The organism is Desulfotomaculum sp., assembly GCF_982386235.1.
The window spans coordinates 48,266-64,570 of the sequence record NZ_CEVWQM010000012.1; the positions used below are offsets into that span (position 1 = coordinate 48,266).

Below are 16,305 nucleotides of genomic sequence, written 5' to 3' on the forward strand. Positions count from 1 at the left end.
CAGTAGGATTGGTTTTAGGCTGGATTCTTTACGGCATCCTTAGCAAATTGTATTGCTTTGTGGGCATAGTCGATGGCCTTGCCCAAATTATTCATTGATTCTGTGGGGTTGTGGAAGCCGTAACCATTGGTTACCATCACATAATCCAAATACCATTGACCCTTGCGATGCATATCCTGGGCCTGCTTAAGCAATTCCTGGTTTACGCCAGGGGTATCTTTGGCAGCTTTTATCTCGTTAATGGCTTGAACCACTGCCTCACCGGCAATGTCCTGTATTTCTTTGGTTTTTGTCTGGGTGTCCTTGACCCTGCTCTCAAGCCAGTCCACACCCTCCCGGTGGCAGACGGTACAACTTTCCTCGATGTTGTTTAGGGGGCTGGTCCAGTAGTGGGAGCTGATTTTTACATTGCCCTGCTTAACATAGGGCATATGACAATCCGCACAGGCTAACCCCGCCGACTGGTGAGTGCTGCCCATGAAAATTTCATATTCGGCATGCCTTGCCTTGGCTAGTCCAGTTCCAGCATCCGGGTGATGCCACTCACTATAGTTCTTTTCATCAAAATAGGCGAGGATTTGATCTGCTTTAATACCATTATCCCAGGGGAAGGTTAGTTTCTTGGTTTCTGGTTGGAAGTAATACGTCACATGGCATTGGGCACAGACCAGGCTTCTCATTTCCTGCCTGGTGACCTTGGTAATGTCCTTACCTTGGCGTTCAAAGGCTTCGATTAAGGCAGGTCTGCTGATTCTCAGATCCATTGTTTTAGGATCGTGGCAATCAAGACAGGCGATGGGATGCTTAAGCTGTGAATTTATTTCCTCAAAAGATTTAAGGTAGTAATCTTCGCCGTACTTATCGATAAGCCCGGGTATTTGGGAAGATTTACAGGTATTACAAGCAGCACCTGTTTTATAGCGATTAGGGTTTACTTCTCTGATATCATCCAGCGTATAGAGATGGCCCCGTGGTTCGTTAAATTCCACAGCATAACCAAGGCCTGCATAGATGGGTTCCATATAGGGCTTGGTCTCAAAGTGTGATGGCTTAGCTGTGTTTTGAGAATTCTCCAAGTAACTATCGTAATGTTTAGGATAATATTTGCCCCACACCGCTGGGTCAACCTCATTGGCTGCAATCTCGCCAAGCGGACCTTCCTCTAGGTCTGTGTTATGAGCATTATAGAAATAAAATACCGAAGCCCCCAAGATCACGATTACTACCAGGGAAAAGAAAACTAAATTACGGTATTCTTTTGGAATCAATTTAAATAACCACCCCTCTCATCATTTCTGGTGCGGGGTACTGCGGTGACAATCGAAGCAATATTTTCCACCGTCCCTTTTCGTGTCCCCCACTAGCTCCAGCATTTGTCCGTGGCATCTTAAACAATTTTCTTGAAGAATGTCTTTGCCTAGTTTTGTCACTCTAATTTCCTTGGGAGCAGTGTCCGTGACGACAGCAACGATGTCCCTTGTTCCGGTATATGCTTTATAGGTAGCACCGTACACCAGGCTATGGGGAATATGACAATCCCCGCAGGTAGCTCCTGACCTATGTGCTGAATGTAAATATGTGTCTACCTGTTCATCCATAACATGACATTGGCCGCAAAACTCTGCCTTGTCTAACCCAAGAGCAGGAACCTTTGTTATCAGCATCAAAGCAAAGCTGATAAAACCAAAAGCAGCTAACCACATAAGTTTTTTCTTCATTACCCCGCCGACCTCACCTCCTTATGATTAATATATAGTAAACGAACTGGCAACTCTAGACAGATTATTCCAGATAAAAGGTTTCTGAAAATATTTTTTTGGTATTAACCAATAGCTTAAATGCCATGTTCTTTTTTGAAAAAAGACTTGGGGCAAATACCCCAAGTCCTATTTCAATGTATTCATAAAGCTTTTAACCCAAGATAGCTGCTAGATCCGCTTCCGCAGTGGTAATCGGCTTAATGTTGAAATTCTTGACTAGTACATCCAGAACATTGGGTGAAATAAAGGCCGGTAAACTGGGTCCTAACCGAATGTCCTTAATTCCTAAGTGTAATAATGTCAGTAAAATAGCCACTGCCTTTTGTTCATACCAGGAGAGTACCAGGGAAAGTGGTAAATCATTTACGCCGCACTCAAAGGCATTGGCCAAGGCCACGGCAATTTGAATGGCAGAGTAAGCATCATTGCACTGACCAACATCCAGCAACCGAGGAATACCACCAATATCACCTAGTTTCTTGTCAAAGAAACGGAACTTACCACAGGCCAGGGTAAGGATGATTGTGTCTTGGGGTGCCTTTTCCACAAACTCCGTATAGTAACTGCGGCCAGCCTTGGCACCATCGCAGCCACCAACTAAGAAGAAATGCTTGATGGCCCCCTCCTTGACTCCGGCAATTACTTTATCTGCTACACTCAGCACGGTATTGCGGGCAAAGCCTACCAGCACGCTGCCTTTATCTTCATCTTCCTCGAAACCAGGCATAGCCAGAGCCCTTTCAATCACTGCCGAGAAATCATCATTTTTAACGTGCGTTACACCGGGCCAACCAACTAGTCCAGTGGTGAAAATACCTTCCATATAGGCCTGGGGATCTTGAATGCAGTTGGTGGTCATTAGGATTGCCCCTGGGAAAGTGGGAAATTCCTTTCTTTGATTGTTCCAGGCAGTTCCAAAATGGCCATAGAAGTGCTTATATTTCTTCAACTCGGGATAACCATGGGTGGGGAGCATCTCACCATGGGTGTAAACGTAGATTCCCTTGCCCTCGGTTTGCTCAAGAAGATTCGCAAGATCCAGCAAGTCGTGCCCGGATACCAGGATGCACTTACCCTTTTTATGTCCCAGTGGAACTTCGGTAGGTACTGGATGACCAAATTTACCGGTATTGGCTGCATCCAGCAGTTCCATAGCCCAGAGGTTGGCCTCACCGCATTTGAGAACCAAGCCCACCCAATCGTTCAAACCAAGTTCTTTATTGGCCAGTGCTGCCATTGCTTCATGGATATAGGCATACACCTTATCCGCTTCCTGACCTAGAATCTTGGCATGGTCTGCATAGGCGGAAATACCCTTTAGCCCATAAACAAGGGTTTGCTGGAGGGATTGAATATCTGTATCGGCATCTTTACTTACTACGTGACCCAGTTCTTCAGCCTGTTTGATTAAACCTTCTAAATCCTGCGCTATTTTCAAGTTGGCAGAGGGGTCGGCAAAGGTAGTATTGCCACCTGCAGCGGCTACCTTTTCCTTCATCCCTTCAGTGAGTTCCATACCCTGATTAATTAGCTTTTGAAAGCGAGCAGCATCAAAGTTTACGTTTGTCAGTGTGGAAAAAATAGCTTCCACTGTAAAATGATTTACAGCGGCATCTACCACTCCTACTTTTCGACCTTCTGCTGCATAAAGGGACAGGCCCTTCACTGTATGTAATAGTAGATCTTGTAAATTGGAAACTTCCGGTTTTTTGCCGCATACACCAACTACGGTACAGCCAACACCCTTGGCAGTCTGTTCACATTGGTTACAAAACATATTATATCCCCCTTTAATCAATTAGTTGAATTGAACTTGTAGGGCAATTATCCACACATGCGCCGCATTCCGTGCAGGCATCTGGGTTTACTACTTTTGATACATCCCTTACCTCAAAGACATTGGGGTCAGCCGGACATACACCTTCACATGTAGCACAGGCAATACATGTTTCTTCATTAACCACTGGACGCAAGCTCACACCTCCCCTTACCACAATTTTACAACTAACCTATTTTTTTAATTATACAGGGCTTGTTGACAACTAGCAATAAATAGTGGCAAAATGTAAGGTTATTGTAACGGTTGTCGCAAATATAGATTTTTGTTGACTTGTCTTTTTATTTCTGTTAACATAAGTCATGTCAATGGGCGATTAGCTCAGCTGGGAGAGCGCCTGCCTTACAAGCAGGATGTCGGCGGTTCGATCCCGTCATCGCCCACCATTCATTATGCTGCTATAGCTCAGTAGGTAGAGCGTATCCTTGGTAAGGATAAGGTCATCGGTTCAATCCCGATTAGCAGCTCCAATGTCAGGATCTTGCTTTTTGGCAAGATCCTCTTTTGTTTGTAAGTACCACTTGCATTCTAGGTTCGTCTTTGATACTATAGCAATTGAATTAGGCTGGGGTAGCTCAGTTGGTAGAGCAATTGATTCGTAATCAATAGGTCGAGGGTTCAAGTCCCTTCCTCAGCTCCAGTAAAAAAATCCCTTGGTATTACCATGAATACCAAGGGATTTTTTTACCATAATCATTTTACATAATTTACCAATTAATATATTTTACCACCTATGCCTAGGTTTCGTTTGCCACTGTTTTGCTCTTTCTCTCCCGACCTTACTATTTCTAACTGTTCTTCTGTATAGCACCATCTACCGGTTAGTGCCTTTCCGCCAGGAGAAAGGCAACGGCCTTCTTTATTTATTGGTGCTTTAACATCCCTCGAAAATCCTTCCCTGCTGTTGATTTTTTCCACCTGGGAGAACTCTAAATACCTAATATTTCTTTAAGATCATCCTCGGATAAGCTAGACAGGGCTGCTTCCCCCGGCTGAATGACTTGTTCAATTAATTCTTTTTTCTGCTGTTGCATCTCGTATATTTTTTCCTCAATGGTACCCCTGGTAATGAGTTTCATCACCTGAACACAATTTCTTTGTCCCATGCGGTGGGCCCGTCCCGCTGCCTGTTCTTCTACGGCAGGGTTCCACCATAAGTCATATAAAATCACTGTATCGGCACCTGTTAAATTCAGGCCAGTTCCTCCCGCTTTTAAAGAGATAAGAAAAAGCTCCTTCTCCCCACTATTAAAACGTTGGGTCATTTCCACACGTTCCTTTGCAGGGGTTTGTCCATCAAGGTAAAAATAGCTCTTATTCATTCGATTAAGCTCTTCACTAATGAGCCGCAACATACTGGCAAATTGAGAAAATACCAAGAGCCTTCGATTATTTTCCAGGGCGTTTTCAATCATTTCCATGAGCTGCTCTAGTTTACCGGACTGGCCGTTATAATTTTCCAGAAAGAGGGAAGGGTGGCAGCACAATTGTCTAAGACGTGTTAATCCTGCCAAGATCTTAATGCGGCTTTTTTCGAATCCCTCGACTTGTAAGGAATCCTTCGTTTCCTGTCTTATTTTTTCTAAATAAGCAAGATACAGTTCCTTCTGTCCTTTGGTTAATTCAGATTGATGCACGGTTTCAATTTTTTCCGGCAGCTCTCTTAGTACGTCTTGTTTTATCCGCCTTAATATAAAGGGCCGAACCATCCGGGCAATACGATCCCGTGACAGATTGCTAAAGCTGCGTTGACTCTGAAAAAAGCCCGGCTGTATGGCATCAAAGAGGGACCAAAGTTCATCCAAGGAATTTTCGATTGGCGTTCCGCTTAGGGCAAAGCGTTTGGCTGCCTGGATCCCTTTGACTGCTTTGGCCGTTTTAGTTAAATGGTTTTTAATGGCCTGTGCCTCATCTAAAATTAGGGTGTCAAATTCCATCCCTTGATATAATTCAAAATCCTGTCGCAATAATGGATAAGAGGTGATAAAGACATCTGGCTTACATTCACGTAGAAGTCTGCTTCGTTCATCAGGTGTACCGTAAACTACCACAACCTCTAAATTAGGTGCAAATTTTTCAAACTCACTTTTCCAGTTGTAAACCAGAGAAGCAGGAGAAACAACAAGCGAAATTCGTTCCTGCCCTTTCGCTTCAATTTTTTCTGAAAGGAGAAGAGCAATGGCTTGCAGCGTCTTGCCAAGACCCATGTCATCAGCCAAGATGCCGCCCAGCCTGTAATGTGCCATGGTTTTCAGCCACTGATAGCCAGTCTGTTGGTAATCCCTCAGTGTTGCTTTTAGGTCTGCTGGTAGTACAAAATCAATTGCCTCGGGATTCTTCAGATCTTGAACTAAGCGGCGAAATTTCTTGCCTAGTTTGACAAAATTCTGATTTGCGCCGTTAATGATGCCATCAATTTGCAAGCCACGATATACCGGGAGTTGGAGTGCTTCCTTTTTATGCCACCCTTTTGGAAGTTGTAATTCCCCAAACAAGTGGTTCATTGTTTGAAAGGCTTCGTCCTCCAGGGAAATAAAGGCACCATTGGTTAAGCGATAATACCTCTTTTTTTCCACCACGGATTGTAAAATCTGTGTTATCTCTTGGCGGTCAATTCCCTCCAGGTCAAAGTTAATCTCCAATAAATTACCCTCGGAATTAATATCCACCTTGGTCATAGGTGCATGTTGCCTGGGCATAATCAAAGCTTTAACAGCATTGGTCAAAAACAGCTCCGCCTGCTCCTGAAGCCTTGGCAGAGACATATATAGAAACTCATAAATCTCATCTTCACCCTCTAGGTAACATTCCCTTCCGTTAAACCTTAAAGGAGTGTTTTCAAAGATTTTCATAATTTCCTGTTCTTTTTCCACCTGCCGCATGAGTATTATTTCTTTCTCAATCTTTTCTACCTGCTCCCTTTGAAAAGGATCAATGATAATGTCACCATAATGATATTCGATTCTGGCCATGAGACGCTCGGCTTGCCGATCCACAAATACCTTGACAATTAAATCTGGGTTTAGGATTTGATCAGACACTTGCTCCGCTATTGCCACCCGACCAATTCGTTGCAATCCCGGTATTACGTGGGAGATCAAGCCTTGCATTTGATTTTGTGCCACCTGTAGAATACTTCCATTGGGTTCTTTTAAGAAACTTTTAATATTATCAAACAAATCTTTCTGAGTAGGGGATAATTTATAAACAATATTATTTTGCACCAGCCAGCCATAGGAATCATAGTAAGTGGTACCTTCTAGTGAGGTCAGATCGATTTGAAAATCCCCGGTGGCTCCTTTTTCTAAGTTGAACCGAAAGGGCAGTTTAAATTCTTCACTATCGGGTTGAAAGGTTAGGCCAACTTGTTCTTCAAAGGTTACATTTCGACCTTGTAGTTTTGCAAACAGCTTATCTGCCACCATGGGCGGAATACACAGTGCCCGCTCCTCCCCTATTGCAGAATGATAGTAACTCTGTTGCCGGTGATAAAATTCCTCCTGTTTGCTGATCTCCTGAAGGATTTTAATTACTTCTAGATCCTCTGCTGAAAAAGCATGTTCCGATGGTTGATAGGTGAACTTCTTTGTGAAATAATAGCTACCCTGATTTTCCATACACTGTAGGAATTCGTGAATATTTTTAATAATATAAGGCCGTTTTTCACCTATCTTTAACTCCAGCTTAAGTAAATTATTACGGTGAAAATATCCTGTGGCATACCCCTTGATAATATATTCAACTATTAACATTTGTTTATGGTGGTTTCGTTCATCTACATTGGTGGGTTTAAATCCATTTACAAAGGAATCAATCAATTGACCTGTTTGGTAATATTTGCGTGAATCCAGTTCAGCCTTTGCCGATCTTGCCATACCCCTCTGGGGTTGCTTGATTTCCCTTTGTTGTATTTGTTCAATTTCCAGTAGGACTGCCACGATATGCTTACAGGTCCAATGGGTTTGATAGGCGGGGCAGTCGCAACTGGCATCTATGTCGCGTCCCATTAACCTAACCTCTACCGAATATACCTCACTGCCAGCCACCTGGGCAAACCAAGTCTTATATGTCGGATCCTGCTCAAGCTCAAGTACACGCCCTTGTCTGAAATAAGAGACCCCCCGTTGGTAAATCGAGGCCGATTCGCACCATTTTTGAATATACTTTGTCGATAATAAAATATCTTCTGTATGCATATAAACACCTCAAAATTTTGGGCATTAAAATACGATTGAAACACTCAACTAATATCTATTTTATCATTTAAAATCGTGCTTTACATTCCCATTATCTCATCTAACCCCGGAGTTCAAACGATTATTCTTTAAATATCTCTTTTCGCGTTATTTCTAATCATCAAAAATATTACCTTACCTATATCTTTTTCACCAAATACTGCTTGTCTCCCATACTTTTGGGTACTCTGTATCCTAATAAAAAATATGTAAAAAAATATTGACTTAGTGTTATAATTTTGTTATTATATCAATTGTCAGTGAACGAGGGCGATTAGCTCAGCTGGGAGAGCGCCTGCCTTACAAGCAGGATGTCGGCGGTTCGATCCCGTCATCGCCCACCATAATGGAGCTGTGGTGTAGTGGCCTAACATGCCTGCCTGTCACGCAGGAGAACGCGGGTTCGACTCCCGTCAGCTCCGCCAGATAAGATAGCCGCCTTTATTACGAAGGCGGCTATCTTAATTTTTACTCAAAAAGCCCCCTATATCAGAGCTTTCCGCCCCGTTGCGGGGCAAAAGCACAACCCCGGTGATTGTTTTACACCGGGGCTTTTTGCGTTTTGCGGCGTTTATGTGCTTGTTCCCAACAGGCGTCTGTCGACATATCCAAGTGACGCGAACACAGTTTCTGCAACAGGGGTTCTGAGTGGCTGACGATCAGTACGCCTAAATTGCGGTAAGCCATTTCTTCTTCGAGAAACTTCCATATTTGCGCCTGCGTTATCAAATCAAGCATTGTACTGATTTCATCAGCAAGCAGGAATTTGGTTTTATTCCCTAATGCACGGGCAATGCAAAAGCGCTGCAGTTCGCCTCCGGAAAGCTCAATCGGATAACGGCACAGCCATCCTTCTCGAATCCCGAGACCCTGTATGACGCGATCATCAATATCGCCCGCTTCCTTGAGCACTTGAGACATACGAAGCCGGGGGTTGATCACTAACTCAGGGTGCTGCCAAATCATCTGCACAGGACAATAGCCTGAATAAGCTTGCAGTGGCTTACCGTCTAAGGTGACTTGACCACTTTCCGGCATAATATATCCTGCAAGGATTTTGCACAGCGTTGTTTTGCCAAAGCCACTGGGAGCTCTCAAGCCGACAATCTCACCGCTTTCGATAGCAAGGGAGAAGTCATTCAAAATCTGGCGATTTCCGCTTTGATAATGAAAGGATAAATTTTCACCTTTAAGTAGCACAGCTTTCCCCCCTGATGCAACGCACATAGCCTCCGTTCATTTTGCGATAGGGTACTTCCGCATCGCAGTTCTTTTGTGCAAAGCTACAGTTGTTGAAAAATGGACAACCGCGTGGCTTGTCTGAGGCATAGGGCTGCATCCCCTCTATTGCTTTAAACCCGTTTTGCGGCATGGCGTGCCACAATGCTTTTGTATACGGATGCCGCAGCCTTGATACGTCTCTAAAATCAGAGGCACTGGCTTCTTCAAGGATCGTTCCGGCGTAAAATACTACCACACGGTCAGCCACCTCTACAGCCAACTCTAAATCATGCGTGATAAGAAGTACCGCAGCACCCTCGTTGGCAATCTCACGAAAGTGCTCAAGAACACCCTTGGCCGCCCTGCTATGCAGCCCCGGTGTTGGCTCGTCAGCGATTACTAGTTTGGGACTTGCCATCACAGCTGTGGCAATAAGCACTCTGCGCGCCATACCGCCGGAAAGCTCAAAGGGATACAGCACTTCCGTTTCTGCCCCAAGGCCATAACGCTGCAGGGTCGCTGTTGCTTTTCTCTGGGTCTCCTGATCTGTCTTGCCGTTGCGAATCTGTGTGCCGACTTTCATAAGGGGATCAAAATAGGAGACGCTTTGCGGAACAAGTACAATTTCTTTGCCTCGAAGCTGTTCGATCCTCTTAGGGGTCAGCGGACTCCCTTGGTAGAGTATTTCACCGCCAAGAGAAGCATTATAAGGTAATAATCCTAATATAGCATGGGCGAGCAGGCTTTTGCCGCTGCCGCTTGCCCCCACTACTGCGACAATTTCGTTGCTATAAAGCTTTACACGCAAGTCACTAATCACCTGTAACCGGTGCTTTATTAATGCAGTGGTGTATTGAGAGAACGAAACAGATAGTTTGCGTACATCGAGAATCGGCGTCTTATCCATTTATACCCTCCTACTCATGTACGGTATTCGGATCAAGCAGCTTGCGCAGCGTGTTCCCGATATAGTCGAATAGAACGACTAAAAGCACAAGGGAAATTCCGGGAAAAACGGCAAGCCACCAGTTTCCGGTAACCAAGTATCTCATGCTTTCGGATAATATAATACCAATAGCCGGTTGTTCGGGTGATAAGCCAAATCCTAAAAAGGTAATGCTCGCCTCATGCAATATCGCATGAGGAAAAAGCAAGATCAATCCCACGACAAACTGCGGCAATAAATGAGGCAACATATGCAAAACCAAAACTTTTAATCTCCCGGAACCAAGCTTTCTTGCCACCTGTACATAGCCGCTTTGTTTAAGCTGTAGAATCTCCCCTCGCATGACACGCGCAAGGGACATCCAGTGTGTGAGCATCACGCCTACGGCAACGCCCCAAAATCCTTTGCCGCAGGCAAAAGAAATAAGAATTAGTAGCAGCATATGGGGAATTCCCATGAGCAGATCAATCAGCCAAGTGACAAATGAATCAACTGCTTTTCCCATCATGGCTGACAAAGAGCCCAACACCAAAGCAATCAACGCACTTATTGTCGCTGTGAGCAAACCGATTCGAATACTCATAGAAAGCCCCACCAAGGTACGGAAAAACATATCGCGCCCTAACCAATCCGTTCCAAAAAGAAACTGCCAAGAGGGCGCTTGATTTTTTCGGCTAAAGTCCGTCTCCGTTGCCGCAGCCATAAGGACATTTCCTAAAACAAGAATGGTTATAATGAACAGGCTGGCTAGGATAAGCAGTATCAGAGCGGTTTTTCTGCGATTCCACCTCATCCCTCCATCCCCCTTCTGATCCGGGGGTCAACTGCGCCATAAAGCAAATTTGCGATAAAGTTCCCCGCAAAGACAATTGCGGCACTGATGACGGTAATCCCCATCAAGAGCGGAATATCTCCGCCAAGTCCGGCTGATACTGCCGCCTGGCCGAGACCGGGATACGAAAAAACCTGCTCAACAAGAATAGAACCGCCAAATATCTCACTAATTGAAGCGAATTGCAGCGTTATGGCGGGAATCATAACATTGCGAAGGCCGTGGCGAAAAATAATGGCTCTCTTTTTTTCGCCACGGGCAAAGGCAAACAACACATATTCACTTTCCATCACATCAATCATTTTTTCTCGGGTGTGCAGGGTAATATTGGATATACCTGTCATACTTAATACGACCACCGGAAGAATGGCATGCCGTAATCTGTCAAGCAGCGTTACAGAAGCCGCATCCGCACCGATCGGGATACTCAAGCCAATGGGCAGCATTCCTAACCAGACAGAGAATAACAACAAAAAAACCAGTGCGAGCCAAAACGCCGGGATGCTGGCAGTTATTAGGGCATATCCTTTTATGATTTTATCTATCGGCTTGTTTCTGTTGGCTCCGGCAACCACGCCAAGGATAAACCCAACAACTCCCGAAATGATCCACGCAAAGGCCAGCAGCAGCAGCGAATTGGAGAGTTTCTGTCCGATGACAGAGGAAACATCCTGACGATACAGCAATGAAACACCCATGTCACCACGAATGAAATCCCCCGCCCAAGAAAGATAACGCTCGACCGGGGGATCGTTAACACCCCAATAGCCCTCCAGTTTTGCGATTTGCTCTTGGCTAAGCGATCCAAGGGCGGTTTGTCCGATGTTGGCCTGCAAAGGGTCAATAGGAGATACCGACACCAGAAAAAATGCCAGTATGCTTACACACAGCAAAAGCAGTATCAGTCGCATGAAATTTTTTAAAAGAAAAACTGTCGTTTTTTTCATCCACAAAAACCCCTATAAGAGGAGGCCGCATGGAGGCCATCTCTTATAACGCCTCAATTCATAATATTATTTCCAACTCCATTGATCGACATTGTTCGCAATAGACCACCCGTGACCGTGCGGATGCAGCTTTTGCTCAGCCACCTGCAGGTTTTCATTAGACCAATACAGGTGATCGATATTGACCAGCCATACCCATGCAACGTCATCAGCAGTTCCGGTTGTTCCGTCCCACTGCGCCTTTTGCCACAGCTCATAGGAAGCACTCAAATCGCTTGTGGAAAGTGCTTCATCCATATAAGCGTCAACAGTACGGTTGGCATAGGGGGAATATTCCGCCAAGCCCGTTTCCGGCATGGTGTGATAGATATTATAGAGCTCCATGGGCGTATGTGCACCCCAACCCCATGTCATAAGTTCGCTTTGAGCGCGGCTATAGGCCACGTCCCAGCCAACACCCTCAACGGTAACGTCAATGCCCAATGCCTTGATCTGATTGGCTGCGTCTGCGGCTAAGGCCTGCCTTACAGAGTCGCTTGCCGGGTAGATGATGCTGATTTCTGCGCGAAGCCCGTCCTTAACGCGAATGCCGTCCTCGCCTGCAACCCAACCGGCGTCCTCAAGTATGGTGAGAGCTCCCTTAAAATCGTATTCGACCACCGTGTCTTCGTTAAACCAAGGCATCTTGTCGCAAACACTATAAGCCGGTGTACCATAACCATTCAGTACATTGTCGATCATCTGCTTGCGGTTTATCCCCATGTTAATTGCTTTGCGAATCACAATATCACTTGTTATGTCATTACCGATTTCGCCGTTAGCGGGAATTGTCGGCAAATTAAAACCACGGTTGTCGACTGTTGCAAAATTTAAGAGTTCATATCCCTCAATCACCTGGTCAGAGTAGGAGGCGGCGGTATATGCCAAATCCACCTGACCGGATTTTACCGCAGCAAAAGCAGCCGTCTCATCCATGAACACAATGGTTACTTTTTTCATGAGTATTTCGTTACCGTAATACTCCGGATTGGCTTCAAGGATGACCTGCTGTCCTTTGTCCCACTGTTTAAGTATATACCGACCCGAGCCTATGGGATTCTGACCGTAATTCGGGCCATAGGCATGCTCCGGCATAATCCCAACAATAGCCATCGTGTAGGGCCAGATAGAATAGGGCTTCGTCATATGAAACTGAACCGTAACCTCATCGACAGCCTCTGCTTTATCCAGCATGGTAAAGTCGTTGACAGAGCTTTCTGCCTTGACGGTATTGTAGGTAAAGGCTACGTCGCTGGCTGTAAGCTTCTCGCCGTCGGTAAAATATACATCCTTGCGGATCTTGACCGTCCACAGGAGTCCATCCCCGCTTACAGATACATCCGTAGCCAGGTCGTATGCAATCTCCAAATCTTGGGTCGTAACCGTTAAAGTGCTCTGAATCAACGGCTCATGCATATGTTCCCCGGCTCCCCAGCCATAAGCAGGGTCGAAGCCAGCTTCAGGCTCAGAGGTTGTTCCCATCGCTATGATGACCGAATCCTTTTTAACCGCTCCGGAATTAGGAGCATCGGGAGTTTTTTGGCCGCAGCCAGCTAAAGCTGTCAGCAGTAGTAAAACCGCTGAAATCAGGGAAAGAGCTCTCTTCATTCCTCGTTGCCCTCCTAAAGATTTTGATTTACACTCAAAACCATGCCTTTTGTCCCTGGTTTGTTTGTGTTACCGGAATACAAAAAAGGCATACGGTTTGTCTACAGAAAAACCGTATACCTTCATGAGTATACATTTCAGATTTATTATGCGCGAAACGAAACTACGAAGTACTTCTGCACTTCTCGATTGGCTTCAAGCCAATATACTCAATAGTATACATCCATTCCATGTATTTTTCAAGATAGCGAACCATAGGGAACTCGCAATCCAGGCTCTCTCTATTATATCTACTATTTTTTCCTGTTCTAAATTACAGAATTCTTGCACATTATTAAGTACTAAAATTTTTATACCAACAGCCTCCTCCTCTAACAGCCGCCCTCACCTCCGGGGCGGCAGTTTTTTTGATTAAAAAAATATATTATTGGAATAAACGGCTCCTTTCTAGGTACAATAATCCCAGGAGGGATGAACCATGAACTTTGCTTCAGAAAAGCAACATCATGCCTGGTGGGTTTTTCCCACCGCCATTGCCTTTGGATTGGGTTTAGCAACCTTCATGGGGGCACCAATGGGGCGACAGGTGGGCAGGGCTTTCTCCCTATGTAATCAACAAAGAGGAATCCGTAACCGGAATAACTAAGTAAAGGCCCGCGCGGGCCTTTACTATTTTTAACCTTTTATGGGAACTGAATATCTGTAATAATTAATTTACCCCCTTCATTTTTGTGTAAGGTATAAACAATCTCCTCAAATTCTGTAAGGCTATCCTCGCCCCAGATAGGCATTAGGGCATGAATTTTAGCCTCCGCTGGAGATAAGTACGTTACATTTAATTCCTTATTATAGAGCAGGGGTATGGACCCCTCGGTGAAAAAACCTATATATCGACCATCTTGAGAGGCTTCTTGCCAGATGCTGTCTATAAAGGTTTGATCCCAGTAATTGCTTAGGTGCTTTATTAAATCCTCTTTGCTCTGTATTTTAGGAGAAGGTGCAATCTGATGTTGAGCTAAAAACTCGGGGTTATTATAATATTCTACCCGTAACATTTGCCTGTCAGCGGATAATAGGTGGCCAATCACTCCCTCTTTGGTCATCTCAGGACGATGAGATAGGGAAATAAACTTCAGACCGGATTCCTCCCTATTTTCCAAATTAAGAATATGACAAATATCCTGAACGGATAGATAGGCCCTTCCTGCAATTAATCGGGGTGCTGTGTTTAAATTCAGGTCGGTTTGATTTAGGACTACCCCCGGCTGCCTTAGGTTAATCTGAACAAAATTTTGTCCCTTGCGCCCTATAATAATCCCCTCTGGCAGGTTTGATTCTAGCTTATACCCAGCCTCCTCAAAAATTGGTCGTAGGGGCAGCATGACTTGTTTTTCCACTATTATTAACTGACAGTCCTTAAGCAGCCTACCATCTAGGGCAACTGAAGATTCCGCATAGGCAGAAGAAAACGATCCACTCATAAAAATAAAAAACACCAAAACAACTAGCAATCTCCTTGGCACAAAAACCACCCCTCAAGTATATGTTCTTCTACCAATATTATGCTTGGTTTTTGGTATTTATTACCATTTATATTGTTTTATTCTGTCACAAATAAAAACCAGCGGCTATTTACAGCCGCTGGTAAAAATTCAGATCCGTACAGGGTTTCAAATTGTTTTGATCCATTTTTAGCTAGGCAATGGCCTCTTCTTTGCTGGCCTGAGGCAGTGTAAGTGATACCAGGTGCCCGTTTTGCCAAGCCGCAGCGGCAATACCCTGGCAAACCTCAATTAATTGAACTTGCGTCTTAAGCTTCCCCGCTTTGCAATTGTGCCTTTCTTTGGGAATTAATAAAAATATACAACCCGCAAATAATTATACAACCCCCGGCAAGCTGCATGACCGTGGGAGCTTCCTGAAAGACAAAGTAGGCTAAAATGGTGGCACCCACCGGCTCACCTAAAATACTAACGGAGACCACTGCGGCCTTGACATATTTAAGCGCCCAGCTAAAGAGGGAATGGCCAAAGATGGTTGGAAAAATGGCTAGACAAAGGAACCAGACCCAGGTCATGGCAGGGTATGGGTAGAAGGATGAACCCCAAACCATATTCAGCAAAAGCAGCACCAGGGTGGCAGCACCATATACCAAGAAGGTGTAGGGCAGAACCGACATTCTGGTTCGCAGGTGTCTGCCAATAAGTACATAGACAGCCACAAAAAAAGCACCGGCAAAGGCTAACATATCTCCCCACAGGGCTTGTCCGCCCACCTGGAAATCATTGATGCCAATCAATATACTTCCCCCAAGGGCTAGGCCAGCTCCTAAAAGACCGGCCCGGCCTATCCGCTCTTTGTATAAAAAGTAGCCCCCTGTAATAACAAAAAGAGGCTGCATGGTAACCAACACAGTGGAGCTGGCCACTGAGGTATAATTCAAAGAGCTAATCCAAACAGCAAAGTGCAGGGCCAAAAATACTCCGGATAAGCAAGCAAAGAGGAAATCCTTTTTTTGAATCCGGCCTAATTCCTTACGACCTGAAAAATAGGTTGGGGCAGCAATCAGCAAAAGTGTAAACCCCAGCCGATATACCGCGATGATTAAGGGTGGGGCCTCGGCCAATTTGGTAAAAATACTGGATAAGCCCATGGTCAAAACCCCCAACAGGATCACCAAATAGGGGTTTACTTTAGGCCTGTCTGCATACATAGCTACATCTCCTTTTACATAACGTGTTACTTTTCTGCGAAACCCACTCTATTTCCTGCCGTCCTTATTTGAAAATAGCTGCCATTTGATGGTGTCAGGTATCTTATTGCCTGGGCCTGACTGAGGACTCCCCCGTCAGCTTCGCTGCTACCCCCCTCTAAGAGGGA

The 16,305-nt window shown here is 45.0% G+C and carries 14 protein-coding genes and 5 tRNA genes; 6 read left to right on the top strand and 13 right to left on the bottom strand.

Annotation, left to right across the window (positions count from 1 at the left end; genetic code table 11):
* Positions 1 to 14: 14 nt before the first annotated feature.
* The 4 genes from AC1U9Z_RS08940 to AC1U9Z_RS08955 form a co-directional block, all read right to left on the bottom strand.
* Positions 15 to 1,268 carry an ammonia-forming cytochrome c nitrite reductase subunit c552 gene (locus AC1U9Z_RS08940; protein WP_479957111.1) on the bottom strand — a complete coding sequence of 418 codons (1,254 nt, stop codon included), beginning with the start codon at positions 1,266 to 1,268 and terminating at the stop codon, positions 15 to 17.
* Positions 1,269 to 1,289: 21 nt separating this feature from the next.
* Positions 1,290 to 1,718: a NapC/NirT family cytochrome c gene (locus tag AC1U9Z_RS08945; protein WP_333530637.1), complete on the bottom strand. Its 429-nt coding sequence runs from the start codon at positions 1,716 to 1,718 to the stop codon at positions 1,290 to 1,292.
* A 193-nt stretch (positions 1,719 to 1,911) separates the two neighbouring features.
* Positions 1,912 to 3,537: a hydroxylamine reductase gene (hcp, locus tag AC1U9Z_RS08950; RefSeq protein ID WP_479957113.1), complete on the bottom strand. Its 1,626-nt coding sequence runs from the start codon at positions 3,535 to 3,537 to the stop codon at positions 1,912 to 1,914.
* 13 nt (positions 3,538 to 3,550) lie between these two features.
* Complete coding sequence (locus tag AC1U9Z_RS08955) at positions 3,551 to 3,733, bottom strand: DUF362 domain-containing protein (RefSeq protein ID WP_442886055.1); 183 nt, start codon at positions 3,731 to 3,733, stop codon at positions 3,551 to 3,553.
* A gap of 174 nt (positions 3,734 to 3,907) precedes the next feature.
* Between AC1U9Z_RS08955 and AC1U9Z_RS08960 the strand changes: the two genes are divergently transcribed.
* The 3 genes from AC1U9Z_RS08960 (at position 3,908) to AC1U9Z_RS08970 (ending at position 4,237) form a co-directional block, all read left to right on the top strand.
* Positions 3,908 to 3,983 (top strand) — tRNA-Val (locus tag AC1U9Z_RS08960).
* Between the two features lie 8 nt (positions 3,984 to 3,991).
* Positions 3,992 to 4,067: transfer RNA gene (locus AC1U9Z_RS08965), tRNA-Thr, on the top strand.
* Positions 4,068 to 4,161: 94 nt separating this feature from the next.
* Positions 4,162 to 4,237: transfer RNA gene (locus AC1U9Z_RS08970), tRNA-Thr, on the top strand.
* Positions 4,238 to 4,311: 74 nt separating this feature from the next.
* Here the strand turns inward: AC1U9Z_RS08970 and AC1U9Z_RS08975 are convergent.
* Both AC1U9Z_RS08975 and AC1U9Z_RS08980 read right to left on the bottom strand, forming a co-directional pair.
* Entirely contained in the window at positions 4,312 to 4,515 is a 204-nt protein-coding gene (locus AC1U9Z_RS08975) for a hypothetical protein (RefSeq protein WP_479957115.1), read from the bottom strand.
* An 11-nt stretch (positions 4,516 to 4,526) separates the two neighbouring features.
* Positions 4,527 to 7,793 carry a DEAD/DEAH box helicase gene (locus tag AC1U9Z_RS08980; RefSeq protein WP_479957117.1) on the bottom strand — a complete coding sequence of 1,089 codons (3,267 nt, stop codon included), beginning with the start codon at positions 7,791 to 7,793 and terminating at the stop codon, positions 4,527 to 4,529.
* A 307-nt stretch (positions 7,794 to 8,100) separates the two neighbouring features.
* Here AC1U9Z_RS08980 and AC1U9Z_RS08985 point away from each other — a divergent pair.
* Both AC1U9Z_RS08985 and AC1U9Z_RS08990 read left to right on the top strand, forming a co-directional pair.
* A tRNA-Val gene (locus tag AC1U9Z_RS08985) sits at positions 8,101 to 8,176 on the top strand.
* 4 nt (positions 8,177 to 8,180) lie between these two features.
* Positions 8,181 to 8,257: transfer RNA gene (locus AC1U9Z_RS08990), tRNA-Asp, on the top strand.
* A gap of 115 nt (positions 8,258 to 8,372) precedes the next feature.
* On the opposite strand, the gene AC1U9Z_RS08995 is transcribed toward AC1U9Z_RS08990, so the two are convergent.
* The 5 genes from AC1U9Z_RS08995 to AC1U9Z_RS09015 all read right to left on the bottom strand — a co-directional run bounded on the left by AC1U9Z_RS08995 (position 8,373) and on the right by AC1U9Z_RS09015 (position 13,425).
* The gene (locus AC1U9Z_RS08995) at positions 8,373 to 9,032 is read right to left on the bottom strand and encodes an ABC transporter ATP-binding protein (protein ID WP_479957119.1); all 660 of its coding nucleotides are present in this window, start codon (positions 9,030 to 9,032) and stop codon (positions 8,373 to 8,375) included.
* Positions 9,022 to 9,960, bottom strand: a complete 939-nt coding sequence (locus AC1U9Z_RS09000; protein WP_479957122.1) for an ABC transporter ATP-binding protein — start codon at positions 9,958 to 9,960, stop codon at positions 9,022 to 9,024. The genes AC1U9Z_RS08995 and AC1U9Z_RS09000 overlap by 11 nt, the downstream gene beginning before the upstream one ends.
* A gap of 10 nt (positions 9,961 to 9,970) precedes the next feature.
* Positions 9,971 to 10,792 carry an ABC transporter permease gene (locus tag AC1U9Z_RS09005; protein WP_333532393.1) on the bottom strand — a complete coding sequence of 274 codons (822 nt, stop codon included), beginning with the start codon at positions 10,790 to 10,792 and terminating at the stop codon, positions 9,971 to 9,973.
* Entirely contained in the window at positions 10,789 to 11,778 is a 990-nt protein-coding gene (locus tag AC1U9Z_RS09010) for an ABC transporter permease (protein WP_479957125.1), read from the bottom strand. Before AC1U9Z_RS09010 ends, AC1U9Z_RS09005 begins: the two co-directional genes overlap by 4 nt.
* Positions 11,779 to 11,844: 66 nt before the next feature.
* Complete coding sequence (locus tag AC1U9Z_RS09015) at positions 11,845 to 13,425, bottom strand: ABC transporter substrate-binding protein (protein ID WP_479957127.1); 1,581 nt, start codon at positions 13,423 to 13,425, stop codon at positions 11,845 to 11,847.
* A gap of 478 nt (positions 13,426 to 13,903) precedes the next feature.
* Here AC1U9Z_RS09015 and AC1U9Z_RS09020 point away from each other — a divergent pair, with 478 nt between their 5' ends.
* Complete coding sequence (locus tag AC1U9Z_RS09020) at positions 13,904 to 14,071, top strand: hypothetical protein (RefSeq protein WP_333532396.1); 168 nt, start codon at positions 13,904 to 13,906, stop codon at positions 14,069 to 14,071.
* Between the two features lie 37 nt (positions 14,072 to 14,108).
* Here the strand turns inward: AC1U9Z_RS09020 and AC1U9Z_RS09025 are convergent, their stop codons facing one another.
* Both AC1U9Z_RS09025 and AC1U9Z_RS09030 read right to left on the bottom strand, forming a co-directional pair.
* Complete coding sequence (locus AC1U9Z_RS09025) at positions 14,109 to 14,948, bottom strand: stalk domain-containing protein (RefSeq protein WP_479957129.1); 840 nt, start codon at positions 14,946 to 14,948, stop codon at positions 14,109 to 14,111.
* A gap of 287 nt (positions 14,949 to 15,235) precedes the next feature.
* On the bottom strand, positions 15,236 to 16,138 hold the full coding sequence (locus tag AC1U9Z_RS09030) for a DMT family transporter (RefSeq protein ID WP_479957130.1): 903 nt from the start codon (positions 16,136 to 16,138) through the stop codon (positions 15,236 to 15,238).
* Between the last annotated feature and the right edge of the window lie 167 nt (positions 16,139 to 16,305).